General features: G+C 46.6%; 25 protein-coding genes and 1 pseudogene. 1 reads left to right on the forward strand and 25 read right to left on the reverse strand.

What is annotated here, in order from left to right; genetic code table 11:
- Positions 1-149: 149 nt before the first annotated feature.
- From AC2VDX_RS12190 to AC2VDX_RS12305, 24 genes and pseudogenes are all read right to left on the reverse strand, one after another.
- On the reverse strand, positions 150-698 hold the full coding sequence (locus AC2VDX_RS12190) for a CHAT domain-containing protein (RefSeq protein ID WP_378180380.1): 549 nt from the start codon (positions 696-698) through the stop codon (positions 150-152).
- The gene (locus AC2VDX_RS12195) at positions 614-4,081 is read right to left on the reverse strand and encodes a beta strand repeat-containing protein (RefSeq protein ID WP_378180382.1); all 3,468 of its coding nucleotides are present in this window, start codon (positions 4,079-4,081) and stop codon (positions 614-616) included. The genes AC2VDX_RS12190 and AC2VDX_RS12195 overlap by 85 nt, the downstream gene beginning before the upstream one ends.
- Positions 4,082-4,233: 152 nt before the next feature.
- Positions 4,234-4,740, reverse strand: coding sequence for an HARBI1 family protein (locus tag AC2VDX_RS12200; protein ID WP_378180705.1), 507 nt, complete (start codon positions 4,738-4,740; stop codon positions 4,234-4,236).
- A 30-nt stretch (positions 4,741-4,770) separates the two neighbouring features.
- Positions 4,771-5,151, reverse strand: coding sequence for a helix-turn-helix domain-containing protein (locus tag AC2VDX_RS12205; protein WP_378180384.1), 381 nt, complete (start codon positions 5,149-5,151; stop codon positions 4,771-4,773).
- A 33-nt stretch (positions 5,152-5,184) separates the two neighbouring features.
- Positions 5,185-5,919: a filamentous hemagglutinin N-terminal domain-containing protein gene (locus AC2VDX_RS12210; RefSeq protein WP_378180386.1), complete on the reverse strand. Its 735-nt coding sequence runs from the start codon at positions 5,917-5,919 to the stop codon at positions 5,185-5,187.
- 619 nt (positions 5,920-6,538) lie between these two features.
- Positions 6,539-6,955 carry an ATP synthase F1 subunit epsilon gene (atpC, locus tag AC2VDX_RS12215; protein WP_378180388.1) on the reverse strand — a complete coding sequence of 139 codons (417 nt, stop codon included), beginning with the start codon at positions 6,953-6,955 and terminating at the stop codon, positions 6,539-6,541.
- Between the two features lie 84 nt (positions 6,956-7,039).
- Positions 7,040-8,488, reverse strand: coding sequence for a F0F1 ATP synthase subunit beta (atpD, locus tag AC2VDX_RS12220; RefSeq protein WP_378180390.1), 1,449 nt, complete (start codon positions 8,486-8,488; stop codon positions 7,040-7,042).
- Between the two features lie 248 nt (positions 8,489-8,736).
- Positions 8,737-8,832: pseudogene (locus AC2VDX_RS12225) on the reverse strand (PEP-CTERM sorting domain-containing protein); the annotation flags it as partial.
- A gap of 262 nt (positions 8,833-9,094) precedes the next feature.
- Positions 9,095-9,796 carry a PEP-CTERM sorting domain-containing protein gene (locus tag AC2VDX_RS12230; protein ID WP_378180392.1) on the reverse strand — a complete coding sequence of 234 codons (702 nt, stop codon included), beginning with the start codon at positions 9,794-9,796 and terminating at the stop codon, positions 9,095-9,097.
- A 620-nt stretch (positions 9,797-10,416) separates the two neighbouring features.
- On the reverse strand, positions 10,417-10,548 hold the full coding sequence (locus tag AC2VDX_RS12235; protein WP_378180394.1) for a hypothetical protein: 132 nt from the start codon (positions 10,546-10,548) through the stop codon (positions 10,417-10,419).
- 633 nt (positions 10,549-11,181) lie between these two features.
- On the reverse strand, positions 11,182-12,744 hold the full coding sequence (locus tag AC2VDX_RS12240) for a PKD domain-containing protein (protein WP_378180396.1): 1,563 nt from the start codon (positions 12,742-12,744) through the stop codon (positions 11,182-11,184).
- A 396-nt stretch (positions 12,745-13,140) separates the two neighbouring features.
- A complete protein-coding gene (gene minE / locus AC2VDX_RS12245; RefSeq protein WP_378180398.1) occupies positions 13,141-13,428 on the reverse strand; it encodes a cell division topological specificity factor MinE in 288 nt (95 codons plus the stop codon).
- Positions 13,429-13,448: 20 nt separating this feature from the next.
- Positions 13,449-14,255, reverse strand: coding sequence for a septum site-determining protein MinD (gene minD / locus AC2VDX_RS12250; RefSeq protein WP_378180400.1), 807 nt, complete (start codon positions 14,253-14,255; stop codon positions 13,449-13,451).
- A gap of 298 nt (positions 14,256-14,553) precedes the next feature.
- Positions 14,554-15,354 carry a septum site-determining protein MinC gene (minC, locus tag AC2VDX_RS12255; RefSeq protein ID WP_378180402.1) on the reverse strand — a complete coding sequence of 267 codons (801 nt, stop codon included), beginning with the start codon at positions 15,352-15,354 and terminating at the stop codon, positions 14,554-14,556.
- A gap of 502 nt (positions 15,355-15,856) precedes the next feature.
- A complete protein-coding gene (locus tag AC2VDX_RS12260; protein WP_378180405.1) occupies positions 15,857-17,173 on the reverse strand; it encodes a four-carbon acid sugar kinase family protein in 1,317 nt (438 codons plus the stop codon).
- Positions 17,174-17,342: 169 nt separating this feature from the next.
- Positions 17,343-17,855 (reverse strand): hypothetical protein, encoded by a 513-nt coding sequence (locus AC2VDX_RS12265; protein WP_486928166.1) that lies wholly within the window; start codon positions 17,853-17,855, stop codon positions 17,343-17,345.
- A gap of 290 nt (positions 17,856-18,145) precedes the next feature.
- Entirely contained in the window at positions 18,146-18,640 is a 495-nt protein-coding gene (locus tag AC2VDX_RS12270) for a Uma2 family endonuclease (RefSeq protein ID WP_378180411.1), read from the reverse strand.
- A 161-nt stretch (positions 18,641-18,801) separates the two neighbouring features.
- Positions 18,802-19,020, reverse strand: a complete 219-nt coding sequence (locus AC2VDX_RS12275; RefSeq protein WP_378180413.1) for a type II toxin-antitoxin system HicA family toxin — start codon at positions 19,018-19,020, stop codon at positions 18,802-18,804.
- Positions 19,021-19,239: a type II toxin-antitoxin system HicB family antitoxin gene (locus tag AC2VDX_RS12280; RefSeq protein ID WP_378180416.1), complete on the reverse strand. Its 219-nt coding sequence runs from the start codon at positions 19,237-19,239 to the stop codon at positions 19,021-19,023. It abuts the gene before it with no gap.
- Between the two features lie 177 nt (positions 19,240-19,416).
- Entirely contained in the window at positions 19,417-19,659 is a 243-nt protein-coding gene (locus tag AC2VDX_RS12285) for a DNA-binding protein (RefSeq protein WP_378180419.1), read from the reverse strand.
- 91 nt (positions 19,660-19,750) lie between these two features.
- On the reverse strand, positions 19,751-21,964 hold the full coding sequence (locus AC2VDX_RS12290) for a phosphoketolase family protein (protein ID WP_378180423.1): 2,214 nt from the start codon (positions 21,962-21,964) through the stop codon (positions 19,751-19,753).
- A 22-nt stretch (positions 21,965-21,986) separates the two neighbouring features.
- Positions 21,987-22,112 (reverse strand): hypothetical protein, encoded by a 126-nt coding sequence (locus AC2VDX_RS12295; protein ID WP_378180426.1) that lies wholly within the window; start codon positions 22,110-22,112, stop codon positions 21,987-21,989.
- 227 nt (positions 22,113-22,339) lie between these two features.
- On the reverse strand, positions 22,340-22,774 hold the full coding sequence (locus tag AC2VDX_RS12300; protein ID WP_378180428.1) for an ATP-binding protein: 435 nt from the start codon (positions 22,772-22,774) through the stop codon (positions 22,340-22,342).
- Positions 22,775-22,848: 74 nt separating this feature from the next.
- The gene (locus AC2VDX_RS12305; protein WP_486928167.1) at positions 22,849-23,073 is read right to left on the reverse strand and encodes a hypothetical protein; all 225 of its coding nucleotides are present in this window, start codon (positions 23,071-23,073) and stop codon (positions 22,849-22,851) included.
- A gap of 174 nt (positions 23,074-23,247) precedes the next feature.
- Between AC2VDX_RS12305 and AC2VDX_RS12310 the strand changes: the two genes are divergently transcribed.
- Positions 23,248-24,387: a PP2C family protein-serine/threonine phosphatase gene (locus AC2VDX_RS12310; protein WP_378180431.1), complete on the forward strand. Its 1,140-nt coding sequence runs from the start codon at positions 23,248-23,250 to the stop codon at positions 24,385-24,387.
- Between the two features lie 70 nt (positions 24,388-24,457).
- Here the strand turns inward: AC2VDX_RS12310 and AC2VDX_RS12315 are convergent, their stop codons facing one another.
- The gene (locus tag AC2VDX_RS12315) at positions 24,458-24,778 is read right to left on the reverse strand and encodes an STAS domain-containing protein (RefSeq protein WP_190411640.1); all 321 of its coding nucleotides are present in this window, start codon (positions 24,776-24,778) and stop codon (positions 24,458-24,460) included.
- Positions 24,779-25,047: the final 269 nt, after the last annotated feature.

Genomic DNA, 25,047 nt, shown 5'->3' on the forward strand with positions numbered 1-25,047 from the left:
TTTTTGGGCTTGATGGCTGAAAACATCATCAAACCGACTGCACCATTTCTCAAAGCATGGAGGCATTGCGTCGGGTGTAGTTTCCTTCATGGGTATTTTTCAACGTGAACTTCTTATCTGGCATGGATCATAACTCATTTGGTTTTAATTCATTGTTTAAGTCCCGCTAATAATTCCACCGCTGGTTTATTCCAGCCCAATTGACGCACTTGATCCAATCTCAATTGGGTGTCCCACAGCTGAATATAGGAGTTGCCGAGTGCCCCTGACTTAAATTCTGCGTGGGTAGCGAGGTGGATAATTTCGTAGGGCGTGGAAGTGCGTTGTGCTTTTAAATTCTTGAGGGTGAAAGCTTCGTTGAGGAAGGATTTACCTTGCCACAGTTTAGAAGTAATCATCGACAATTCTACCGGCACAGCAGGCAATGGATTTTGCGTTTTGTTGGTAAAGTGGTCGGCACCCATTGCCAAGACTTTGGCGTTCTTAATGTTAGCGTAGCGGGTATCGGTGAGGCTGAGGCTGGGCATTAGACCGATGCTATATTTCTCCACTAAAAACTGTTGACCATCGTGGAGGGCAGCGATAGGAAGCGAACCGACAGGTCGGCGCTTCGCTATCGCAAGCCTGCATCCATAATGAAGACTAGATTCTGGATGCCTTGGGCTTCTAACTCGTCCTTGATGGGTGCAATTAGCCACTGATACAGTTGTTCGGAGGGGGCACGATAGTCGTCATTCAGTTTATTTTTATTGGTAATGGCGTTCCGCAAGCTTCCAGCGACTTTTAGGATTGCTCCTCGCCTACTACCAGCTACGCGCACTCGTTTCGTTTTTCCCTCTCCTGTTACCAAAATTAGCTCTAGTCGCTCATCGTCTTTCTTAATTTGAATTTTCTGACTACTAGAGACTTGATCGGGCGCAAAGACTGCATAAATAAAAGCGGATTTGATACTCGTCTGCTTCTCGATTTGGCTCAGTAGGTTGGCGGCTTCTTTCGGATTGGTGATATTGCCCGTTTGCCCCAGATGTTGGTCAAATTTAGAGGTGATAGTGCTATCCAGGTCGCTCGTCGTATCAATCGTTACGTCAGAGACGCTAGCAGGCGTATTTACGGGTATTGCCCCGAAGTAGGGAAGCAGGTTGTCTCCGGGACGGCGGGGAATAATTTGAATATTGCCTTGGCGGTAAGGGCCAGGAAATTCTTTAGATGGCAAAATCGTACTGAGGAACCCAGTTCCGGTGGTGAGAGCGCCCGCTGTGCCGTTTTCTGTAGCATCTCCTATCACAAAGGGAGTAAAGGAGGAACCGCCTCCGTGGGAAATCAGAATCGCGCCGTCCCCAGCGCCTCCAATCGTGGAAATGCTGGTCGCAAATGGGTTTTTGGAACCAGTGAAAGTGCCTGTAGCGCGGAAGAAGCGATCGGTTGTAATTTTAACAACTCCTCCGAAGGCGCTACCTCCACTTTGGGCATTGATGGAGACAACTTGAATGTCATCAGTTGGAGTTTTGTTGAGTTCGATCAGCGGGTTCGCCAGGGTGACATTCCCTCCTTTCCCGAAGCTGGAACTATCGATAACTCCAGCGGTGATGATGCCTTGAGCGGAAACTTCAATGTCCCCACCGCCTGCTGCTCCTTGGGAGATCAAATTGCCAGTCTGTACGGCTCCTTTTTGGCTGGTAAGAGCGATCGCGCCGCCGATGTTATTAGTAGAAGATGTGTCAATATTTGCCGTAGTGATGCTACCAGGAGCCGCAACGGTGACTGCACCACCGCCAGTGGCACCTTTTGATGTCACATTGCCAGCAATAATGGCTCCTTGCTGGCTGGTAAGAGCGATCGCGCCGCCAGTACCCGTTGCAGAAGAGTCCAACGCTCCTGTATTAATGGCTCCCGTGTCACTATTGAGGGTAATTGCTCCACCTTTTGAGGTGATATTGTTGGTAGCGATATTTTGATTAGCGCTGAGAAATACATTACCGCCAGAAGAATCTAGAGTGCCATTGCTGGTAGCGATCGCGCCTTGAGTGCTATTGAGGCTAATTTCCCCGCCTTTAGAAGTAATATTGCTAGCGGTGACTCCGCCGTTCCCAATCAGATTTACCTTACCGCCATTGGTGTTGATACTGCCTCCCACTTGGATATTAGTGGCAGTAATATTTACACCGGCTAGCTTAGTTGTGGTGATGTCACCCGCCAGAGTCGTAGTGTTACCAGATAACTGCGTCAGACTGTCTGCAACAATCGTTGAAAGGGCAGTTACATTGGTCGCATTCTCAATTAAGATTGCACCCAATCCTTTACCTTCTCCCGCACCCACCGTTTTGCCAAAGAAGATGTTGCCGGTGCCTGCGATCGTCTTTAGGTCGTTATATTCGCCCTTTTCGCTATCTAAGGCGATGTTCGCTCCGCTGAGGGGAAGTCCGCTTTTAAAGCTGATGCCGTTTTCGGCGGTGATGTTGCTTGCGGTAACGACCGATCCGGAGCCATTTTGCACGAAGGCTCCCCCCAAAATTATGTCTGCGGCAGGAGCAATCGTCAGCTTGCCACCGTTGGTAATCGTCAAATTCTTGGTTACAGATAGCGGTAGCGGTAGCGATAGCGGTGCAGTGACATCTACAGTCCCTTTACTAATAAAGGTGAGATTCTCGGTAAGCGGGTTGAGAAGTGTCCCGATCTGGATGCTGGCAGTATTAGTGGCATCCCCAATGGTCAAATTAGTGGCTGTAATATTGTTTAGTTGATCGAGGATAAAATCCAGTCCAGGTTTGACACCAATTCCTACACCAATCGTCTTGCCTGACGTACCGGGTTTCAGGGTGACACCCGCAGCGTTGATTGATGGAGCTAGATTGATGGTGTTAGCGCCAATGGTCAAGTTGCCAATTGGGGTGCCACTACTACCCACTGCACCACCCAAGTCCACCTTACCCGTGCCTGCGAGCAGTTCTAGGTTTTTACCACTGCCTGCGATCGCTCCGGTGAAAGCAATATCGCCGTTGCCAGTTCCAGTATCTAGCTTGACATTTCCCGTCAGGGTAACGGGACTGCTGAAGCTAATTTTGTCGTTGCTAGTGGTGATGTCGCCTGCTGTGGAGACTGCCCCCCTCCCAGTTTGGCTGAAGGCTCCACCTAAGTTTAGGCTGGCACTAGCGTCTATCTTCAGCTCCTGCGTGCTATTAATTGTCAGACCGCCCTTGAGAGTTATAGGAGCGTTCAAGTTGACGGTCGCAGCGTCCAACTTAAGATTGTGGGTATTGGTATTGCCACTGGCATCGATAGCACTTTTTACATCAATGTTGTCCTTGGCTGCGATTGACACATCGCCACTGTTGAGCATGGTTTTCACCTTGTCAGCAGAAATCTTGAATGTATCGTTGTTGCTGCCGTCATCAGCCAGGATCTTCTTGTCATCAAGCTGATTTTTGTCATCGTTTGCCGTATCAATGACAACGCTTTTTGGGTCTAATAGCAACTGACCGCCCTTTCCCCAGGTTGCACCCACATCTACCAAACCGTCAAAGTCCAAGTTTTGTTTGCCTGATGTCTCGACAAAGCCACCGTTTCCACCTTGAGCGCCGCCACGAGCTGTAATATTGCCGTAGAAACGGGTTGTCTCATCTGCCCAAACAATCACCTTACCGCCGTTGCCGTTGAGGAGAGCATCTGCGGCAATGAAGGAGTCGCTACTGACGTAGGTGCGAGATGCATTTGGCAGTGTACCCTTACCCTGATAGTCGCCGCCAATTCGCACTGTGCCGCCGCCGAGGGTACCGGAAGCGTTAATATTGGCACCGATTAGCCCTACTTTGTCACCAACAATCTGGACTGTGCCTCCAGTTTGACTTGGGGCAGTGCTTGAGGCATTTAGGGAACCAGAGGCAATTACAGTACCCGTGTCTGTAGGTATCGCAGTGTTGGAACCTGTTAAATGAACCGTGCCGTCGCTACTAACGGTCATTTTAGTGGCGTTTCCCACTTCCCCAGCACCCGTCAACAGCTGAGGTAAGGAAGCAATTGGCAGCATCCAGTCATTCGGCTGATTGTCTGCTGCTGCTAGGGGTTGAATTTCTACACTAGACACCTCCGATAACTATCAAAGCCTTGATGTGACTAGCTATTAGGGTGCAAATGCAAGCGTTGCCAATCAGCTAGTCTATACGAAAAAATAAGGGTTTGAGATATTTGTTGTTGAGAATAAGACAAAAATATATGGTGATGCGCGTTAATTTTAGCTCATGGGAGCGCGGGGATTTCTGGTGGTAATACAAGTGCCCCAATTCGGAGTCTTACTAGCCCACAAATTGTCAAAATTACTTGCTCATATTTTTTGGGTTTTAACCGAAACCTTTCTTGAACAACTCGAAATATTTTGACAGAACGAATTCTAGGTTCCACAAAGATTCGCTTAGCAGAAAATTCCTTGTTTTGTTCTTTTTGTTCTGTGGTTAATTCTCGATTTCTTAGTTTTTTAATTGGATTGGTAATTAGCTCTTCCCCTTGATCAGCTAAATCCCCCTTAAATTTTTGTTTTGGGTCAAAGCGCTCACGATTTTCTCGGAACAAAGTTATATCACTTTTCGGTCCAGGTTCACCAGCTATAACATCAACGATATCTTTGCCATCTGGTAAGATAATCATCTGACTTTTAAATGTATGATCACTCTCCTTTCCTGAATAATATTTTTCTTGCTCTTGATTGTCCCCAGGTCTTTCTCTGAGCTGTTCATAGCTATCTACAATTAATTCATACTCTCTCGAGTATCTCTTTAACTACTTCATAGTCAGATTCTTTTTTTTTACTTGTTCAATTAAACTGGATGGCAACAACTCTCTCAGTACTGGCAACCAATAATTAAATGTATCGTTTGCTGTAGATTCACTTACTCCAAACTGGATGCCAAGAAGTTGAAATGTGGTCATATGTCTGAGATAAACCAAGGTTAAAATTATTTGTTCTTTTATAGATAATTTTGGTTTACGACCACCTCCACCGGAGATAATTCTAATTTTCTTTGATTCTAACAAAGCTTGATTTTTATGGTGTGATTTTTCGGCATTTTGAAGTAATTTTTGTAGCTCCGGGTAGGCCAGACCAATTAATCGTTGGGCTTGTTGAGGATTTGCTTCGATATAATCCAGTACGGAACTCATAAGTTTGGTATAAAAAACTCCTATTCTATTCTTTTACCACAAAACATTACTATTTCGGAGATGTCTACTCAGTAAACTTCCCGCCTGAGAAATGCGTACTACGCTCTCACCAGGTACCGCTGCCACCGTGATATTACCCCCCGGTGCTGACAATTGCCCGGTACTGACTACGGTGCCACCGAGCAAGGTTAAACTTTGTCCTGGTTTCACTGCCAAGTTTCCGGCATTAGCGATCGCTCCCGGCTGACTCATTGCGAAGCCGAAGGCGTTTGGCGTACCGACTAAAGCCTTATAGTCATTGGCACCCGTGGCGCTGAACCAATTGCCCCCAAAGCCAATGCCGTTAGCGGTGGTGGCGGTGAAGGAGGCAGGTACATTTAGGCTGGCTCCGGCACCAAAGATAATGCCAGATGGGTTCATCAAGAAAAGGTGGGAATTCCCACCCGTCACCTGGATGAGACCGTTAATTACCGAGGCGTTTCCCCCATTGACGCGACCCAGGATGTTTTGAATGGATGGGTTCGACAGAAAGTTGGCTATCTCGTTTTGATTCAGACCAAACTGATTGAAGCTGTGGAAGAGATTCGAGCCATTGCTAGAAAGGGTGCCGCCACTGATGTCAATCTGGTTTCCATTCTGGTTAACCAGAGTATTCGTGTCATTGGGAGCCGCAATGATTGACTGGGCAGAGGTGGCTGTGGCACCTACAGAAGTCCCAAACAATAACATGGCTAACAGGGCACCGATTCTGCTAGTAAATACTGACATCAATCTCTTCCTCAGGGCTGATGAAAAATTTGCGACAACTATAAAATCCGCAATTTTACTGCGTCACTCCGTAATATCACAGCCTTGATAAAGGAATGATTAATTAGGTCTTGAATAATTTAAAGAGTTGATAAAGATGGCGATCTTGCTCGATAAAAAGTTTACAAAGCTGGCGATCTTCGCTTTACTTTTTAGGGGCTGCAAGTTTTAAGTCTTTGCAAGCGAAGCCTTTTTGATATCCGCCGAAACTTGGCATTTTTTAGCTTTCAACAGGTGGGAGGATTGATGCTGGGAGCATTCAGCAGTCAACCTAATTTTTTAGGCAAAGCAGGCTAGTCATCAATCATTTTTTGTCAAAAGCAAATATATAAGTTTAGAAATATTATTTTTTATTGCTAATTGTTCATTAATTGATTAGCAATCCTGTCATTAGCTATCCTGTCATTAGTTGCAGATGAATCGGGAAATAGTATAAATTCCTGAAGCAGCGATCGCTTCACTGAGTGCAACACTTAATAGGGCGTATCCATCTTGACCGCGCCCGTCTAGTCCCAAACAAAAAACTCCTCCCGTTCAGTTACAGGAGAAGCTTTTCAGAAGACTTGAGTTTTGAGAGACTTTAGACTTGAACCATCCCACCAGCGGCTTGAAAACGAGCGCGGGCGCGTCTGAGGGCTTGAGTTGCCTGAATTTGCTCCTGACGGGAGCCACCACTATCAACCTGATTAAGCCTCGCTTCAGCTTCGGTGTAAGCAGCACGGGCTTGTTCGCGATCGATTTTGTCGCCGCGCTCGGCACCGTTAACCAGAATGGTTACTTCATTATTATCCACTTCTGCAAAGCCACCCATGAGGGCGATTGGCACCCAATCTTTGCCAGAACGGACACGCATGACACCGATATCCAGTGCTGTCAATAAAGGAGCGTGACCGCTGAGGATACCGAGTTGACCTGTAGTGCTAGGTAGAATCACTTCTTCAGCACTAGAATCCCAGACAGTTTTGTCGGGAGAAACAACACGAACAGTTAAAGCCATAGTTTGTGAGTTGTCAGTTGTTAGTTGGTCATTAGTCATTAGTCAGGTGAAAAAGACTAATGACTAATGGCGAATGCCTATGGACTAGCTTTTGATTTTTTCAGCTTTAGCGATCGCTTCCTCAATAGTGCCGACCATGTAGAAAGCCTGCTCTGGCAAAGAATCTAGCTCTCCAGAGAGAATCTTCTTGAAGCCGTTGATAGTTTCTGACAGCTTCACATATTTACCCGGAGATCCGGTGAAGACTTCTGCCACGAAGAACGGCTGAGACAAGAAACGCTCAACCTTACGCGCACGAGCCACTATCAAGCGGTCATCTTCAGACAATTCATCCAAACCCAGAATGGCGATAATGTCTTGCAGCTCTTTGTAGCGCTGTAGCGTTGACTGAACTTCACGAGCAGTCCCGTAGTGTTCCTCACCAACAACACTGGGTTGCAACATGGTGGAAGTGGAATCTAGCGGGTCAACAGCGGGATAAATCCCCTTCGCGGCTAAACCACGAGACAACACAGTGGTTCCGTCCAAGTGAGCAAAGGTGGTTGCTGGTGCGGGGTCGGTCAAGTCGTCGGCTGGCACGTACACCGCTTGAACAGAGGTAATCGAACCTTCGGTGGTTGAGGTGATTCGCTCTTGCAAGTCGCCCATATCCGTTGCCAGAGTCGGCTGATATCCCACAGCAGAAGGCATCCGTCCCAGTAGCGCCGACACTTCTGAACCGGCTTGCACAAACCGGAAGATGTTGTCGATAAACAGCAGCACGTCTTGTTTACTGACATCGCGGAAATACTCAGCCATCGTCAGAGCAGCTAAGCCGACGCGCATTCTGGCTCCGGGTGGCTCGTTCATCTGACCGTAGACTAGGGCGATTTTAGATTCGCCAAGATTGTCTTTATTAATAACCCCTGACTCGATCATTTCATTGTAGAGGTCATTTCCCTCGCGGGTGCGTTCGCCCACACCGCCGAACACAGACACGCCGCCGTGATTGGTGGCAATGTTGTTGATAAGCTCCATCATGATCACGGTTTTACCGACACCAGCACCGCCGAATAAACCGATTTTGCCGCCGCGTCGATAGGGTGTCAGCAGGTCGATAACTTTAATCCCGGTTTCAAACACTGATGGCTTGGTTTCCAGGTCGGTGAACTTGGGAGCCGGACGGTGAATGGGGAAGGTTTCGTCAGCATTGACTGGCCCTTTATTGTCTACGGGTTCGCCAAGAACGTTGAAAATCCGACCCAGAGTGGCAGGGCCAACGGGTACGGTAATGGCAGCGCCGGTGTCTACTACATCCATGCCGCGCACCAAGCCATCGGTGGCACTCATGGCAACAGCACGCACTTGGTTGTCACCCAAAAGTTGCTGCACTTCGCAGGTTACGGACACGTTCTGTCCGGCTTCATTTGTGCCTTCGATTTTTAAGGCATTGTAAATCTGCGGCATCTTGCCGCTGGGAAACTCCGCATCGATAACGGGACCGATGATTTGGGTAATACGCCCTACGTTTGTCTTGTCTGTGGTGGCTACCATGCTTGTGCCTATGTTGTGAATCTATGTGTATAGATACGGGAAAACAGTCTTAACATTTAGCAATGCCATTTTCCAGAGTACCACTGAAAGGATGCCGAATCTGTCTGGCAGCTTGAGTTGATCCCTCTATAGGATGCGACCTAGGGAAAACCTCGCCTGAATCATTCCCCAAAAAAACTGCCATGCCTTCTAAAGGAAGATATAGCACTCACGCAGTTAAGTTGGCACTTGGCAAATCGGCTGTTATCTTAAGCTTTGCCTTGCTGTTTGCGCTTGGACGAACCTGCACCTAAAGCACCTACTGCTAGCAAAGCAAGCACTGAAGTAGGTTCGGGAACTGACTTAGCCGCTTGTCCGAAAGTGAAGTTATCGAGACTTGCGTTGGAATAGAAGCCAGTTTGGGAGTAGGAGTTGGTGTCGGAGAGACTGTCGTAGTTGTAGGAGTAGTAGGACTTACGCAGAGATCCCCCTAAATCCCCCTTAAAAAGGGGGACTTTTCCAATCCCCCCAATTTATCAGGGAGTTAGGGGGGATCTAGGTTTCAAGCTTTCAGTGCGTAAGTCCTGAGTAGGATACCGCTATGGTGTGGGGCTTCCGGCGAAGAAGTTAAACTTTGTGTTGCCGTTTCCGCAATAGCCACGAAGTAGTACCTAACGCACCAAACACTAATATACCCAACCCAAAAGAGGATTCAGGAACAGCAGCAACTGTACGGGATGCGAGACGGAACTCAGCCATGCCAAACCCATGAGCAGCACCGTTCGAGCGGTCAGTGATTTTGATGGTGGAAAGCAAATCTCCCTCAGTGGCGTAGAACCCAAAATACTTAGCACCTGACAAACCACTGACTTTCTGCAACAGGGTTGTCGAGGTACCATCTATACCCGTTACTGCGATGTCGAATATGCCAAAGAGGTTTGGCTCCACATATAAATCAAACGCAGTAATACTGGCAGGTAGTGTAATCGTCGTGGTTAAAACATTCCAGCCGCTAAAATATACCTCGCCCGTGTAGCCATGACTCCACGTTGTCCAGCCGGAATTAATATTCATTTTCTGAACCTGGGGGCTGAAGGTCAAATTGCCCAACGGCGACGAGAGAGTAGAAAGAATCGAAAACTCTGGTTCGGCACTATTTGCTACCTGAACCATCTTGAACCCCATCCTTGATAGCGTATCTGACCCGGTTGCCCACGATCCTGAATTATCCACTGCCAGAATTGCCGCCTTGAGGGGGGGTACATTCGCGCACATCCCTCCCACGGAGATACAGGCTACTCCAGCGGCTGTCATAGATAGCTTTTTCATAAGATTTAAGGCACTCATAAAACTTTTTTTCTAAAAAAGTGAATATTGACTGTATGGGTTGCCCGTTCCGCCGCAAGTCAAAGCACTTGCAAAGATGACTAATGAGGATTTCGGCTAATCGCAGATAGAATCAATCGCTACAGATAAATTTTGAAGATTTTGTGTCAGTCGTTGGTCAAAGCCGCTCTAGATATAACTTTCTACAATTCCGTGCCCATTCAGTTAAATGTTGATAACCGTATATTCTCTGACGTGCGAATGCAACTGTTGTTTCAATAAAATCTGCAAATCTCCTTAGTGCCTTTGTGTACTTTAAAAAAACAAAATTTTGTTGTAGTCATTTCTGTGGAAAGTGTGGCATATTTTTTGAATCAATTACCAGTACCTTTTGGTAATCTTTATTGAAACAATATATTTAAATAGCTTAATTTAAGAAGAATCGGAAGCCTAAATCAGCCCTTGGACTGAATTTATATCGATCGGTTAATGCTAACTTGTAAAAAATTATACGAAGACTTCATGAATTTTTAATAAAGGCTGATTGTGGGAAATGCTAGTTCTACAGCCGTTAAGCGCGATCGCCCAGCCACTTCACTGTCTAGAGGCGATCGCATCTGGTTTTAGCTGAGCTGAGTGCGTAGTTGGCGCGTTGTCCGAATACTAGGGGAAACAGCCGAATCATCGCGTATGCCGCGATCGCGTGTTAGATGTAAGGTTAAGTAGTGAATAGCATTGCCCAGTACACCTCTCATCCCTGGTAATAATTGCGATGCCTTCTAAGGAATATCCGGCAATTGCCAATTTTTCCTTGCAGTTAGTTAAGGATGTTTATCCCTAGCTTTCTGTTCCCATTTTCACTTCAGCATTTCAGTGTAATTATTAGCACTAATCACCCACACACTGAATGGAAAGCTGATTCTCCAAACACTTCCTAAACCCCTGGATTCCACGTCATCCCATTTTGAACTTTAGATTTGGGATTTTTGACTTGGAAATATCGATAGGTAGTTTTATAGATTTAAACTATACAAGGGTCGAACCAAATATATGACTTCCCAACATGGTTACTAGCTAGCCATTTCAAAAGTTACTGTAGGATTTATAACCGGAATCTTCACCCTTTTTAGTCCTACATAAACTTATGTGGCATTTCCTGTTTATAAACTGGGTAGAAGCGATCGCTAATTGAGGAATACAAAGCCCAATCTAGGGGCGTCCTGCATCCCCTTCCCTTGCTCTCAAAGCATTTGGGGGTGTTAAGCGGGCTTTATCTGAATTGGGTTGGAGCCGTTCAAATGCGATCGCTTCTTGACAAAACTTTTATCTAGATAGGCGAAATCAGCAGGTTGGGCTATGCCAACCTGCCTAACTAGGAAGCTAATTTTTTACGGCTGTTTGCGCTTGCGGATAGCACCAGCACCAACAGCACCAAACGCCAATAGAGCGATCGCACTCGAAGGTTCGGGGACGTGTTTAACAGTCACATCAAAAGAACTGAAAGCAAACCCACCATCGCCATCAGAGACTCTCAAGCCAACGGTATAAGTCCCGCGATCGCTAAAAGCCCACTGCCCCGCCGTGCCGGTGAAGTCGTCAAAAACGCCATCATTATTGATGTCCCAATCAAAGCTGAGCAGATCCTGGATGCCCGGATCGGTTGCGGTAGCAGCAAAATCAAACTTCTGGTTTTCTAAAACCGTGAGTGCCGAAGTGATGCTAGTAATTGTGGGGGCAACGTTCTCAACCGTCACGTTAAAAGCACCGTAAGCATACCCGCCATCGCCATCTGAGACTTGCAGCCCGATGGGATGGAAACCTTCATCGGCAAAGGAAGATTGCCCGTTGGAGCCAGTGAAGTTATCAAACAAACTGTTGTTATCTAAGTCCCAATTGTAGGTCAGAACATCATAGATTCCCGGATCGGTTGCGGTGCCATTAAAATTAAAGCGATCGCCTTCTTTAATGGTTAAATTTGGGGTCAGGTTAGTGATGGTGGGGGCAACATTTAGAACCGTCAGCGTTCGAGTGACGGGCGGACTATTCTCACCTCTACTATCCTGTGCTTGCGCCGTTAAGGTAAAGCTTCCCTCATCTGCATAAGTCCCTAGTGGCACGGACAATGCACGGATTCCTAAAGTATTGGGATCGGTACCAACGACATTGCCATTCAGCAAGAAGGCGATCGAGTCGGGATCGGGATCGGTGGCATACAATATCGGCGATACCGATTGACCCTCATAAATCGTGTAATTGTCGAAATTCAGAGTCGGCGCGATGTTTGGTGGTGGTGGTGGCGGTGGCGGTGGCGGTGGCGGCGGTGGTGGTGGCGGTGGCGGTGGTGGCGGTGGTGGTTCTAGCGGCTTCACCGGGTCGGCTGTGGTGCCGCTATCCGTATCGGCGATAAATCGCATTGTCCCGTTAAATCCGCCGTTCCAGGACATCGAAAGCGCCCCAAATAAGTCGCCTTTTGAAATGTCAATCGGGACTGAGTAGGCATAGGCAGTGGGAGATTGCCCTGATAGTACCTGGAATTCCCAACCCTCAGCTGACCCAGGCGTATTTTGGGAACCATTTAGATAAGGATAAGTATCAAAAACGGCATTTCCAGGAATCGCATTGATTAGCAGCGAGGCAATGGGGCTGACGCCGGAGTGGCTAAATCTCCAGCCGTATGCACCATAGTCTGGATCGTAACCGTATGTATTACCCGCTTGGGTGAGCGACCAGCCACTCCCAAATGCTCCTCCCGAAATAGAATCTGTGACCCCCCAAGTTGCCGTTTGCGAGGTTCCATCAAGGAAACCAACTGTAATCTGCATCCCACTCATCATGTTTCCGGAAGTTGCATAACCGGAGAGAGTGGTTGCCCTAGAGGGTGCGGCTGTTCCCAAGGCGATAAAGGTGGTCGCGATACCGGCTGATAGATATTTCCACAAAGAGGTAGTCATTGAACCGGCTCATCCTCAAGAGTAGATATTTTAATGCTGCAACGGGTTTTCTCGATGCCCTAATCAATCGACTTCTGAAAAGCTCTTTTTTTTGTGAAAAAAGAGTTTTAAATGCTGGAGTGATTCTCTTTTTATTGTTAACGACAATCGATAAATTTCCTATCCACCCACAGCAGTAAAAACAGCCAATCTGTTTAAATTTAACTTTAGAGAGAGGATTAATTAACACGGCAAATCAGACCAATTCGCCCTAAGTTTGCATGAAAACTTAGTTCGCTCTTAGGAGACAGGAGAGCATAAAAGCCTGAGAGCAGAACCCGATTTATTTTAGTTTTAAGAAATAAAAATAGGATTAAAAATTTGGTGATGGCTTTGATAGGATGGGTGCGATCGCTACTATGTATCCGCAGCCTCCGCGTCTGCTTTGACCCGCCGGATGGGCAAATTGGCAATCAATGCCGTTGCCCGTTGGTTACTTTCTAAAGAAAACTCCAACCCCTCCACCTCAATTTCGACATAGCGAGAGACGACTTCCAGGATTTCCTTCCGCATTGACTCTACCATCTCTGGCGTTAGGTCAGCCCGATCGTGGGCAATTACCAATTGCAGGCGGCGCTTGACTTCCGCGCGGCTGTTGTCAGCACTAATGCGAGGAAAAAGTCGTTCTAAAAGTTCGCTAATCATGGATCGGGCAGATGTGAAGGTTAGATAATCTTAGACCACAATAATTTTCGGATGCGAGAAAAGAAGTTGTCATTACCAGCATCCAAATCAAGAAACTCAATCGGCTCCCCTTCTAGGCGGCGAGCAATGTTGTAAAATGCCGTTCCCGGTAGGGTGGGATTTTCAGCCAGTACCAGAGGTTCGCCCCGGTTGGTGGAGACAATCACCCGCTCATCGTCAGGAATCACACCAATTAAGGGAATGGCGAGAAGTTCCTGCACATCTTCTACCGACATCATGTCATTGGCTTGCACCATTGCCGGTCGAATGCGGTTGACGATCAGGTGGGCACGCTTAATGTTTTGTGCTTCCAGTAAGCCTACAACCCGGTCAGCATCGCGCACGGCGGCAATTTCTGGCGTTGTCACAATCAAGGCTTCCTGGGCGGCAGCGATCGCATTCTTGAAGCCCGTCTCAATCCCCGCTGGACTGTCAATCAAGACGTATTCGTACTTGGCAGCTAATTCATTAACCAGCTGTTTCATCTGATCTGGGGTGATTGACTCCTTGGTTCGGGTTTGGGCAGCGGGTAATAACACCAGTCCCGGCTGCCGCTTATCTTTCACCAACGCTTGATCTAAGCGACATTCGCCTGCCAGGACTTCAACCGCCGTGTAGACAATCCGATTTTCTAGCCCCAGCAGCAAATCCAAATTTCTCAAGCCAAAATCCGCATCGACTAGAGCAACTTGACGCCCCGCCCTAGCTAAAGCCATGCCTAAATTTGCCGTTACGGTGGTTTTTCCCACCCCTCCTTTGCCGGAGGAAATCACAATAATGCGACTCATGTTGAAAAGTTCTTAGCTTCGTTTTAGTGCGTGAATGTATAGGGGCGAGTTTAATCGAATTGTCTATTCTCCCACAGCTATGCCTAGTAAATTCGCCCTTGAGAGAGTTTTGATTCTGGCATTTTAAATTAGGTCAATCAATTATTTTTGATTTTTTGAGTTTTGAGTTCAGTATATACTTACTCCTCAAAAATAATAACTCCTTAACTTAAAACTAGCGCAAAACTCAGGGCAAACACAGAGAAGATACCATCCCTACAACCCCTACAGAACTTATCACTCCCCGCTTATTGCCTCTTTAACGTCCAACCCCCATCGATAAAGACTGGGTTTTAGAAAAATCAGTCGTTCTAGCGATCCGAATCCCTTCCGGCGTTACGTAGGCAACCTCCGGATAGAATTGAGCGGGTGGATTTTCCGGTGCCCTCGCCAGATAATCGGCGATTCGCAGTTGGGTTGGTTCCATCTGTAGCGCCATAATTAAACACTCTTGATTGCCCTCGGCACCAGCATGAGCAATCCCGCGCAGACGCCCCCACACTAAGATATCGCCCGATGCGATAATGCTGCCGCCCGGATTCACTTCTCCCAGGATAATCACAGTACCGGGATGACGAATTTCCACTCCCGAACGCACAGTCGTTTGCAGATATAGGGGTTCTGCTAATAAAGTCGTTGGCGGTGAAGGCTTTTGATTGAGGGGAGAAACCGGGGGTGCCTGTTCCACCGAGTAACCGGCAGCGGCGGCAGCAACAGCGGTTTGACGGCGACTGGTGTAGACACGCACCAGTTGTAGCCGATCTTCGGCAAGGGCATCTGCGATCGCTTGTAGCTGGCGTCCATCTAACAGGCGATCTTTTGCCACCAAATGCACCTCTGTATTCGGCTGCCAGAAGCGTTCACCGGCATTCAGGCGCTGCTTCAGCTGTTGCCAAAGGTCAGACCAGCTAGCCGTGGCGGGTGTCTCCGCTTCTGGGGGCAAAATTAATGTCAGCCACCTCTGGTCGCTTTTGATGCGGACTTGTTCGTGGCAATTTACTTCCCCTGTATTTTCGGGAACAACTGAAACAGCTATTGGAACGGACGAATCAGAAGTCATGGACGAAAAGCCTGACCTGGGCGGATTGACTAATTATCCATGATATAGGCAAGCGGCAATCGAAGTTTGTAGGGGTACCCACAAGGAGTGCCCAGATTCTGGAGTCAACAGATCCCTCAAATCCTCCTAACCTCGCGATGAATTGCAAGGCTAAAACCTTTTTTTGCTCTTATCCCCTTTTTAAGGCTACCGCGTACACACATCTTTAGTTAAGTGGCAAAACATTGATTGATCCCCCTTGCATCCCCCGATAAATTGGGGGACTTTGACTTGATTTCCCTCTTAAAAAGGGGGATTTTAACTTGATTTCCCTCTTAAAAAGGGGGACTTTGACTTGATTTCCCCCCTTTTTAAGGGGGGTAGGGGGGATCAAAACGGGACTGGCAAGTTCAAGAAACTTGTGTGTACACGGTAGCTTTTAAGGGGGATCTCCAAGGATTACAGCGCTAACCGAATATTGGTTGCAACCAGCACTTTTTCCAACGCTACTAACCCAACGCTACTAACTTAGACGCCGATAAACTGTGGCTAACCCATCCGCATCTCCTACATTGCCGGGAAACAGAACAACAGGCAAATTTGGAAACTGAGGATGATTGTCTGGAGTCCGTACCATCGAACATCCGGGCAAAATTTGACCTAATAACCGCGCTGAGGTTAACGCCAAACCTGTACTCAACACATCATTAGAAGTAATGCCGCCTTTGCTGATGAGAAACCCAATATTTGCAGGTAAACCCAGTACGATATCCATCAATAATGCAGAAACATCTTCCCCAAACAGTAACCGCGTTTGCACATCCTTAAAAGTAAGTTCTTTGCGGCTAGTGTAAACTACGGGCGTTTTCCCCGAATTGTGCGCTGCATGAACCTTTTCTAGAGTTTCATTCAGGAGACTTTCTAACGCAGTCACAGAATCATCGAGTAAACGTTCAATCTCTACTTCAATGCCAACCGTACCCGGTTCTTTTAGCAGTTGTTCTAGCTGTTGTGTCGTCTTTTTGACATGAGAACCGACAATCACTGCACCGGGTTTGCCTTCCCGCACATATTGCGCCATATCGTCTGCCGCTACGGGTTGCGGAGGTAAAGCAGCTAAGGCAGTTAAGATACTGGCAGCACTGCGAAATAGGAAGCGTTTTCCCTGACTTGCTGCTGCTAGAATATCCTCTGCAAAACGGTTTAAATCTGCCTGAATTTCCCCATCTACGACGCCGCACTGATTGCCAGTGAAATTCATCAGGCGTTGCAAACTCCCAGCGCGAATATCTGCCAGTAAAAATCGTTCTACCTTGTTAGCGGGAATTTTACCTTTTGTCTTCTCTTCCACATAATCAGGCAAATAACTATGCTTGTAGCCAAAAACAGAATCGCGGGCAAACTCAGTTTCATGAACGGGTGTAGGAACGCCGTCAATTATCAGATAATGTACGCTATCGCGGGTCACTCGTCCCCCCTCGAAGAAGGCAGGAACCAGAAAATGGGCATCAAAGGAACCCAATTCTTCTGCAATAACATCGGTTTCGACTGGGTAATGTCCGCGCAGGGTGGAGTCAGAACGACTGACAATTAGAAAATCATGGATGTTTGATTGGCTAATGGCTTCCTTCAAGTTATGACAAGCTTCTCTAGTAACCTTTGCCGCTTCCTCTGGAGTCAGCGCCCTGGTATTCGTCAGCACAAAGAAAATCGGTGATTCATCTGCTAAGCCCAACCGCAAGGTATCTACATCCCAGCGCGTCAGCAGCAGGCAGCCGTGAACCGTCTGAGAACCAGTAGGGTCATCATCAAGGACAATAATTTTTGGTTTGGTTGTCATGCTAAATCTCTAGCGAACCCTGGCGAGAAGCGGCGGCTATACAAACTAAACCTGCCATAGTTTACCCTTAAGTAAAGTGTAGGAGCAGGTTTTCAATCTAATTTGTTTAGCCCGCGCCCGCGGACTTTGTTTGTGTAGCCGCGAATTCTATTCGCCAGGTATATTGGTTTTAACGTTGATTCTGTAATTTTCTCATCTCTTCCTGTACGCTGACGCCAATCTGCAACGCTTCATTCAGGAGACGCCCATACTCACTCGCTTGACTACTGACTTGCAACGCTTGCAACGCCTGCAAATTGGTGGCAAAAAGTTCTGGATTTGTGGCAATAATCTTCTGATTTTCCCGCATAATCCTTTCTACCCTCAAAGCATGAACCAAATCATCTCTAGCAATTTTTAGGGCTTCAACTAATTTTTCTCTATCAGTTAAATCTATCTTGTTAGACCTGGCTGCTTCTAGCTGCTGATTAATATTTATTGCTTGAATGACCGCATTATATCTATCCACATCATCCAGCAAACCGCCTAAAGCAGCCAGTTTGTTTCTCGTTCGCCAAAACCAGCGCCCAAATCCCACACAAAGGGGTACTAAAATTAGCAATAATATCAGCAGAAGAATTGAGTAACCAAGTGTTGGAAGAATAATAAACGTATAAATAAACCCCACTAAAATTGGAGTCAAAGCAAGAGATAGTAATATTTCCTGAAGTATAAAACTAAATCTAGTTTCTGATCGTAAGACTGAGGGTCGGAATACTTCATCTGTATCCACTCCACTCAAATGTTTCAATTCTCCCTTCGTAATTTCCAAGCCCTGCAAATCTGGCTGCACAGCTGGATGCTCCTGTAATATCTAACTGTCTAATTATGATACTTTAAGAGAGGTTTTGCTGAAAGCGATCGCCTAAAATAGCGGTAAATTTACGGATAGCGAACTTAGCTTAATTTAAATAAATATTTTAACTAGCAGGCTTAACTAGCAGGCTGATTCCTCCGTTTAATCTCCCCTGGAAAATCTGGCACTAGCAAAGATTTGCTTAATTCTCCTTGCTGATTATAAAAGCTCATTTTACCTTTAGCATCGCAAACCCAAACTTCTTGGGCACCTGCACCAAAGTACAAACCTTTTTTTTCTAGCATTTCTTCTATAGTATTGCTAGCAGATTTGACTTCTATACAAATCTCAGGAGCAATAGAGGCAACATCTTCATCTTCTATAATACTTAGTTTCGCATCTGAAGCCCAAACTACATCAGCAACTTTAACTCCATTAGTTGTTTGAATTGCTAGTTCTGGAAACGCTAGTCCTGTTTCAATCAATGAATTCAATAGATTTTGAATAATTCCCTGATAAATATTATGCTTAGGCTTAGCAGGACTCATGACAATTTGTCCCCATTTATTTAATTCGACTTTAAATGGTAAATTTTGAAGATACTTGTTTTCGCAAACTTCTTGCCACTTCATAAGTAATTGTCGCAATTGTATACAATAAGTCTAGCGCTAAAAAATGCGATCGCTCTTTCCCAGATCCTTTCTTTCGGGCATCTGAACTAGGTGAATGATGATAGCGATCGCCTCAATGAAAAACAGCAAAACAGTTCCTAAATTTTCTTATTTTTAGCTTCTCATCTGTTAGCAAAGAATTCATCGACTGTAATCCCTGCCTGTCGAATCAAGCTTCTAAGTAATCCTGGTGCTAATTCCCGATGGTTTGGGACTGATAAAGTTGGTCTTAATTCGTGCCACAATATCATGTGGCTTCCAGTTTGATGATCTAATACATAGCCAAATTTTTCAAAAATCTTGACAGCTTCTCTACCGGAGATATTTGATAAACGTCCCATTTATACGACAACTTCTCCGATAAAGGATTGAGTTTCCTTGGCTACATAAGGCTTGCCATGCTTGGCTTGGACGTGAAGATAGCCTCTGATGGCATCTTTAATATTTTCAATTGCTTCGTCCAACGTTTTACCTTGGCTTACACATCCAAGAAGCTCAGGAACCTCTGCAACGTAACCTTGATATTCTGGATCGAATGTAAAAATAACTCGAAATTTCATAGTTCTATTTATTGTTGTTTTTAGAAAAAATATTTTCTCAATTTATCACAGGCGATCGCTCTTTTTCAATCCATTGTCTTCACGCATCTTTATAGCTTCTTCTAACTTGTGTTTGTTAGTTTCCGCTTTCTGCTGTCGCTCAAATTCAGGTTGCTAGCGTGGGTTGGTAGTTGCAGTTTATTGCGGTGAAATACCAACAATCTTAGTATCTAGCTTTTCATCTTTATCGGCAATCCAGATACTCTTACTCTCTTCCTCAGCCTTTACTGCTATCTCCATTAAAGTAATCGCCTTAAGAAGTACATTAGCTACAGCTTTGTCTTTTTTGTTTCCACTTATCTTTTGAGCCAGCGTTTCCAAAGTTTGATAAAGTTCGGTTGACACATCTAAACTTAGCTGAATCTTTTCCTGTACAGACAAGACATTTTCTTACCTCGTTATGTTCTGGTTGTGAAAACTGATATGCACCCCCGCCTACTGGTAAAACATAGGCAGGGGCATCACTTCCAGCTTAATGCACTAACTCAATCGCGCGTTTCGTCAACGCCTCAGCAGTCAAACCATTAAATGCCATCAATTCACCAGCACTCGCTGTGGTTTCTCCACGCTTCCAGGCGAAGGTATCGCGCTTGCAGTTACTCCGTAGCATGATGGGTTCCAGCATCCCAGAAGCGCCACCTGTAACACCAACTAAAGCATCACCATTAAATAGTTTGGCAAAGCCAGCATCGTCCAAGAAGCCGCCGTCAGATTCGGAACAGGTATCCCAGGAGACATCGTGAGGACGGTACAAGCGACGTGGGTTGACAACAGAAACTATTCGCACGCCAATCTCTTCAGTTTCCAGGTATGTTGCGGCTTCAAAGACTGGCATCAGCGTCATATCTCCAATGACGGCAAACACCACCATCTTGTCACCGGGGATTTCATGCAGCACGATGGCACCGTCGCGCAACCCTTGGCGAGTTTGCTCAAAAGTGGTGCGAATCGGTAGCGGCGATTTGCTGGCAGTAATGACAATTCCCTTATTTTTCGTTGTCAGCGCCCAGTCATAGCAAACTTGGATACTATTGGCATCGGGGGGGAACAGGGGGAAAACGTTGCCATTCCGCATCATGGCGGCGAAATAAGCTTCGATTTCGGGACGTTGGTGCGTCCAACCGTTACGCCCTTGTTCCAATGCTCCAGCAGTGTATAAGGTAATCGTAGAGGGAGTGGGACGGCGCAATTCTGCCATCGCTTGCGTTACCGTTTGCCAAATCGGTAAGCCGTTGATGGCAAAGGATTCGTAGGAACACCAGAGAGTTCTAGCACCCATCAACGCCAATCCAACAGCTAACCCTGCACAAGCATCTTCGCTTAAGGGTTCGTAAACTTGTCCATTTGGTGTTTGATTGTAGAGATCGTCCACTGTGGGGTGGATAATCTTTAGGACTTGGTTAATATTAGCAATCCCAGAGGCTTCGTTGCCGTCAGCGTTAGTTACAATGAAGGCGCGATCGCTCTCTCCGACTTTCCCTACCAAACGCCCCATCGCTGTCGTTGACACCTTTGCCTCGCCACCCACAGAATATTCTTCCAAGGGCAATTCACCCAAGTCTGGCAACGGTAACTCAAATTCTGTCACAACGGTCTTAGAAGCAGGACCACCACCGGCGCGTTCGCAATTCGTCCGCACCAATTCCCACGCCGCAGATGATAAGGCGCGTGCTTTCAAGGCGTTGGAGATGTGGGGACTATCCAGGGTGTCTTTGGGATAGAGGTTGTGGGATTTTGCACCTTTGGCGTGGACACCAGCACCCTTGAGCTGTTTAATAATCAGTACGGTGAGTTTGCCGCCGAGTGCAGATTTGGCTGCTTTATCTGCTGCCAGTAGCACCGCTTTGGTGAATTCCAGCCGCTTATCAAAGGAAAAGGCTGTGCTATCAACGTAATCTCCTGGCTGGTTTTGATCGTCGAAGTCTTTGGCGTTAATTAAGATAACTTCTTCAAACCCATTGCCACGCCAGTAACCAATCATCTGCTCGTTGGACTTGGTGGAAACCATGCTATGGTGTTCCTGGCTGTAGCCGTTCCAAACCAGCACCGGCAAGAAATTCGTGACTTCGGGATAGGCAGTGTGGAAGTGTCCCATCCCACTCATAATGTAGGGTTCGCCTAAGCCTCCGTCGCCGATGGTGAAGGGGAAGAGTTTGTCGCGGTGCAGGAGTGCTGCTGCCATTGCGAAGTGTTGCCCTTGCCCCAAGGGACCAGCGGGTGCGAGAATGCCAGGAATGTAGCCGGAGAGGTGTCCTAAGAGTCCGTGCTTTTCCCGGTAGCGATCGCGCAATTGCTGCACGGTAGTTATTCCCATGTCCTCTAGCGACCGATCCAAGAACATGGCACTATAAAATCCGGGAGCGTGATGCCCGACTTCGGTAATGATATTCTTGTAACCGAGCATGACCAAAGAGGCATAAGCTTCCGCTTGAGAAGCAAAACCGCCGGGGTGTCCGGATGCTTTAGAGGCTGTAACTTGCAGGGTAAGGTACCGCAAAGCGTCGGCATAAAGTAAAGTTTGGAATACAGCAGCCGGATCGGTGGGAGATGCAATGCTTGGCTTACCCTCTTCTATGGCAGGAGATTTTCCAGCCGTCTCAAATCCTGGCAAATTCTCGCCAAAATATTGAATTCCATCGCCAAAAGCAGGCGTCGCTAACATCGCCTCTTGAGTCGGTGCGGTCATAATCTCAGATTCCTCTTGTAAATTAACTGCGCGAGAAGCTAAAAACGTAAAATGGCGTTGGCTTCCCGTAGGGTAGGCTAGGGCGTGTCAGCAGTGCTAGGATCGGCATCCGCCAGCCAAGCGCGATCGCTACTCGCACCCATCTCATTGCTCGTGTTGTATGGTTATTTCAGCAGGTAGGCGCTCATCAACCCAAAAACCGTTTTCCTGAAGACGTTGGACTTGAGACGCTAAGAAGTCCGTGCTTCAGCCAACTCCTAGCCTCTTAACCCTCGATCCTACAGCCTTCTAGGTCTATAAATTTCTTTTCTTCCTCCAGTTCTGAAGATTAAAATCTTATGAAAAATTAAACTTCTACTTATCTTTCTCAAAAATTCAATCTGACGCTAACAAACTAGAATAATGTTTCACAACTAACAGACAATTCCGATTGTCAGTGCGGGTATAACTCAAATAGTCGGCAATTTTTTGTAAAATGGCTATACCCCGCCCCCCCGTGGCATTCTTACTGATCTCCTCTGGTTTTTTGAGGCGGGCTTCTAAATCAAAGGGCGGTCCTTGATCCCAAATTCGGATTTCTAAACATTCCGAAAACAAGTTAACTTCAATATCAATTGGAACATCTGAAGTTTTGCCTTTGTGGGCATGACGAACCGCGTTAGTAAATCCTTCAGCCAGAGCTAATTGGCACTGTAGCCAAACTTTTTTAGGAATATCAGGTTGATTTAAACCTTCAAACCATGACAAAACACCGTCTAACGCCTTGAGGTCGCTGGAAACTTGTACAGAGATTTTTTTGATGAGTTTCAACTGTTCAAAGCCTTTTTAATCAACGACACTGAAGCTTTGTATTAAACACCAGCCCAAATCAGAGAGAATCCAGTCTAGCCTATAGGTAATCGTTGCGATCGCCATGAATTTTCTTGTAGTTGGGTGGCGTGCCACTTTCTCATTAGCCTCATGAATGCGTGGCATGAGTGCAGAAGTCGGAAGTGCCTAGACTGGAAGTATTGATGGCTTTGGGCGTAGAACTTGCTAGATTTGGTGATGACGTATCTCAAAATATCTACATGGGCATTTTTGATCGCAGTAGCAATGTTGATCATCATAATGCGAGTCAGTAACGGGTGGAAAGTCTGGAGAACTTCGAGCAACCGATGACTATACTTGTTTATGATTGTTCATATTTTCGGTGAAGTTTAGCGATCTTCACGCTTGCCTCAGGTGTCATCTTTTAGTTTTAACTGCCTTCCATCTTAAGCGACCTGTAGTCCCTCTATCTCATGGTTCAAGTTCTGATTATTGATGATGACCCTGCAATTCAGCTATTGCTGAAAAGAACGCTAAAAAGCGAGGGTTATGAGTTAACCGTCGCCAGCGATGGTGAAGCCGGTTTGACCCAAGCACGAGAGTTACGACCCGCACTGGTGATTTGCGATTGGATCATGCCGCGCATGAACGGACTGGAAGTGTGCCGTCAGGTCAAGGCAACGCCAGAACTTTCAACGACCTTCTTTATTTTGCTGACATCGATGGGTTCCGTCGAAGATCGGGTGAAAGGGCTGGATGCCGGGGCGGATGATTTTTTGTGCAAGCCCATCGATATGTATGAGATGAAGGCGCGAGTGCGGGCAGGGTTAAGGTTGCATCAACTCAGCCACGACTTGCAGCACCAAAAACTGCTGCTGGAGGCGGAATTAGCAGAAGCCGCCGAGTATGTGTGTTCCATCCTCCCTTCTCCGCTTACCTCACCTCCTGTAACCATCGATTCGCGCTTTGTTCCTTCCCGCCAATTAGGAGGGGATGGCTTTGATTATTACTGGCTAGATCCAGATCATTTAGCCATTTATCTGCTGGATGTCGCTGGACATGGATTGCGGGCTGCTTTACCGTCTCTTTCTGTAATGAACTTACTCAAAAGCCAAGCCCTGCCCAAAATTAATTACTATGAGCCTAGCGATGTTCTCAAGGCGTTGAATGAAACGTTCCAGATGACTCAGAAAAATGATAAATATTTCACCATCTGGTACGGGGTCTATAACCGAGTTAAGCGCACCCTAGTTTACGCCAGCGCTGGGCATCCACCAGCAGTATTAATCTCCGCAACCTCGAATTTAGTAACCCAAGTCAAACGTCTAAAAACCCCAGGTTTGCCGGTTGGGATGTTTCCTGATGCTGAATTTATGGATGGTAGCTGCGAGGTGGAAAAATCCAGTACTCTCTACATTTTCAGTGATGGAATCTATGAAATTAACCAACCGGACGGCACGATTTGGGGTCTTGATGCGTTCATCGATCTGCTTACAGAGTGTCCGAGGAATACTCAGAACAATCTAGACGAGATAGTGAATTCTGTTCAAGTTATGAACCCGAAAGACTATTTTGACGATGATTTGTCGTTGCTGCAAATCAACTTTGATTAGTCAAGCGCTAAGTGCTAATTGCTAAGTGCTAATTGTGAATTACGATTAGCCATTAGCGATTAGCCATTAGCTATTGACTAATCGCGTTATTAAATTCTTCTCGATTGGGAAAGATTTCAAAGACGCGATCCATACTGGTAAGTTCAAATAACATTCTTACTTGCTCATTAATCGAGCAAATAAAGAGTTTACCACCGGCGGCGCGAACAGTTTTGAGTGCAAGCACTAGCGCCCCCAACCCAGAACTATCCATAAAGGTAACGTCCTTAAAGTCAATTAACACCATATTGCCTCCGTTTTCAACAATATCGCTAATTTCTTGACGAAACTGAGTCGCCTTCATACCGTCTAAAATGCCAGAGGGTTGAACAATTTTGACAACAGGATTCATATTCTGTAGTGCTGACCCGTTCCAAGACGATGTAGACCTAGCCAGTATAACTGCGAGAATTGCTTTGGGCTAGACTTTAGCCGCTGTTAATGAAGAAAATCAGCGATCGCGCCTCTCACCACCTCTCACTATTCCGCCCGCTTGCCCTACGCCCCTCCTGGTGACGCCATGCCCTGAGCGGATGCTTTGCCCTGACCTTACTGGCGTTGCGTCTTGCACAAGCAGCCCTAGAGGCGTTTCCTCCCCGATCGAGCTGGCTGCTGCGGACG

Source organism: Coleofasciculus sp. H7-1, assembly GCF_057473865.1.

Coding starts and splice junctions, on each gene's coding strand:
- AC2VDX_RS12275 (WP_378180413.1), bottom strand. CDS start 19,020: ATGGGACGTTTATCAAATATCTCCGGTAGAGAAGCTGTCAAGATTTTT.
- AC2VDX_RS12315 (WP_190411640.1), bottom strand. CDS start 24,778: ATGAATCCTGTTGTCAAAATTGTTCAACCCTCTGGCATTTTAGACGGT.
- AC2VDX_RS12295 (WP_378180426.1), bottom strand. CDS start 22,112: ATGAGATGGGTGCGAGTAGCGATCGCGCTTGGCTGGCGGATGCCGATC.
- AC2VDX_RS12230 (WP_378180392.1), bottom strand. CDS start 9,796: ATGAAAAAGCTATCTATGACAGCCGCTGGAGTAGCCTGTATCTCCGTG.
- AC2VDX_RS12305 (WP_486928167.1), bottom strand. CDS start 23,073: ATGATGATCAACATTGCTACTGCGATCAAAAATGCCCATGTAGATATT.
- AC2VDX_RS12280 (WP_378180416.1), bottom strand. CDS start 19,239: ATGAAATTTCGAGTTATTTTTACATTCGATCCAGAATATCAAGGTTAC.
- minD (WP_378180400.1), bottom strand. CDS start 14,255: ATGAGTCGCATTATTGTGATTTCCTCCGGCAAAGGAGGGGTGGGAAAA.
- minE (WP_378180398.1), bottom strand. CDS start 13,428: ATGATTAGCGAACTTTTAGAACGACTTTTTCCTCGCATTAGTGCTGAC.
- AC2VDX_RS12290 (WP_378180423.1), bottom strand. CDS start 21,964: ATGACCGCACCGACTCAAGAGGCGATGTTAGCGACGCCTGCTTTTGGC.
- atpC (WP_378180388.1), bottom strand. CDS start 6,955: ATGGCTTTAACTGTTCGTGTTGTTTCTCCCGACAAAACTGTCTGGGAT.
- AC2VDX_RS12260 (WP_378180405.1), bottom strand. CDS start 17,173: ATGACAACCAAACCAAAAATTATTGTCCTTGATGATGACCCTACTGGT.
- AC2VDX_RS12270 (WP_378180411.1), bottom strand. CDS start 18,640: ATGAAGTGGCAAGAAGTTTGCGAAAACAAGTATCTTCAAAATTTACCA.
- AC2VDX_RS12205 (WP_378180384.1), bottom strand. CDS start 5,151: ATGAGTTCCGTACTGGATTATATCGAAGCAAATCCTCAACAAGCCCAA.
- AC2VDX_RS12235 (WP_378180394.1), bottom strand. CDS start 10,548: ATGAGAGGTGTACTGGGCAATGCTATTCACTACTTAACCTTACATCTA.
- minC (WP_378180402.1), bottom strand. CDS start 15,354: ATGACTTCTGATTCGTCCGTTCCAATAGCTGTTTCAGTTGTTCCCGAA.
- AC2VDX_RS12310 (WP_378180431.1), top strand. CDS start 23,248: ATGGTTCAAGTTCTGATTATTGATGATGACCCTGCAATTCAGCTATTG.
- AC2VDX_RS12210 (WP_378180386.1), bottom strand. CDS start 5,919: ATGTCAGTATTTACTAGCAGAATCGGTGCCCTGTTAGCCATGTTATTG.
- AC2VDX_RS12240 (WP_378180396.1), bottom strand. CDS start 12,744: ATGACTACCTCTTTGTGGAAATATCTATCAGCCGGTATCGCGACCACC.
- atpD (WP_378180390.1), bottom strand. CDS start 8,488: ATGGTAGCCACCACAGACAAGACAAACGTAGGGCGTATTACCCAAATC.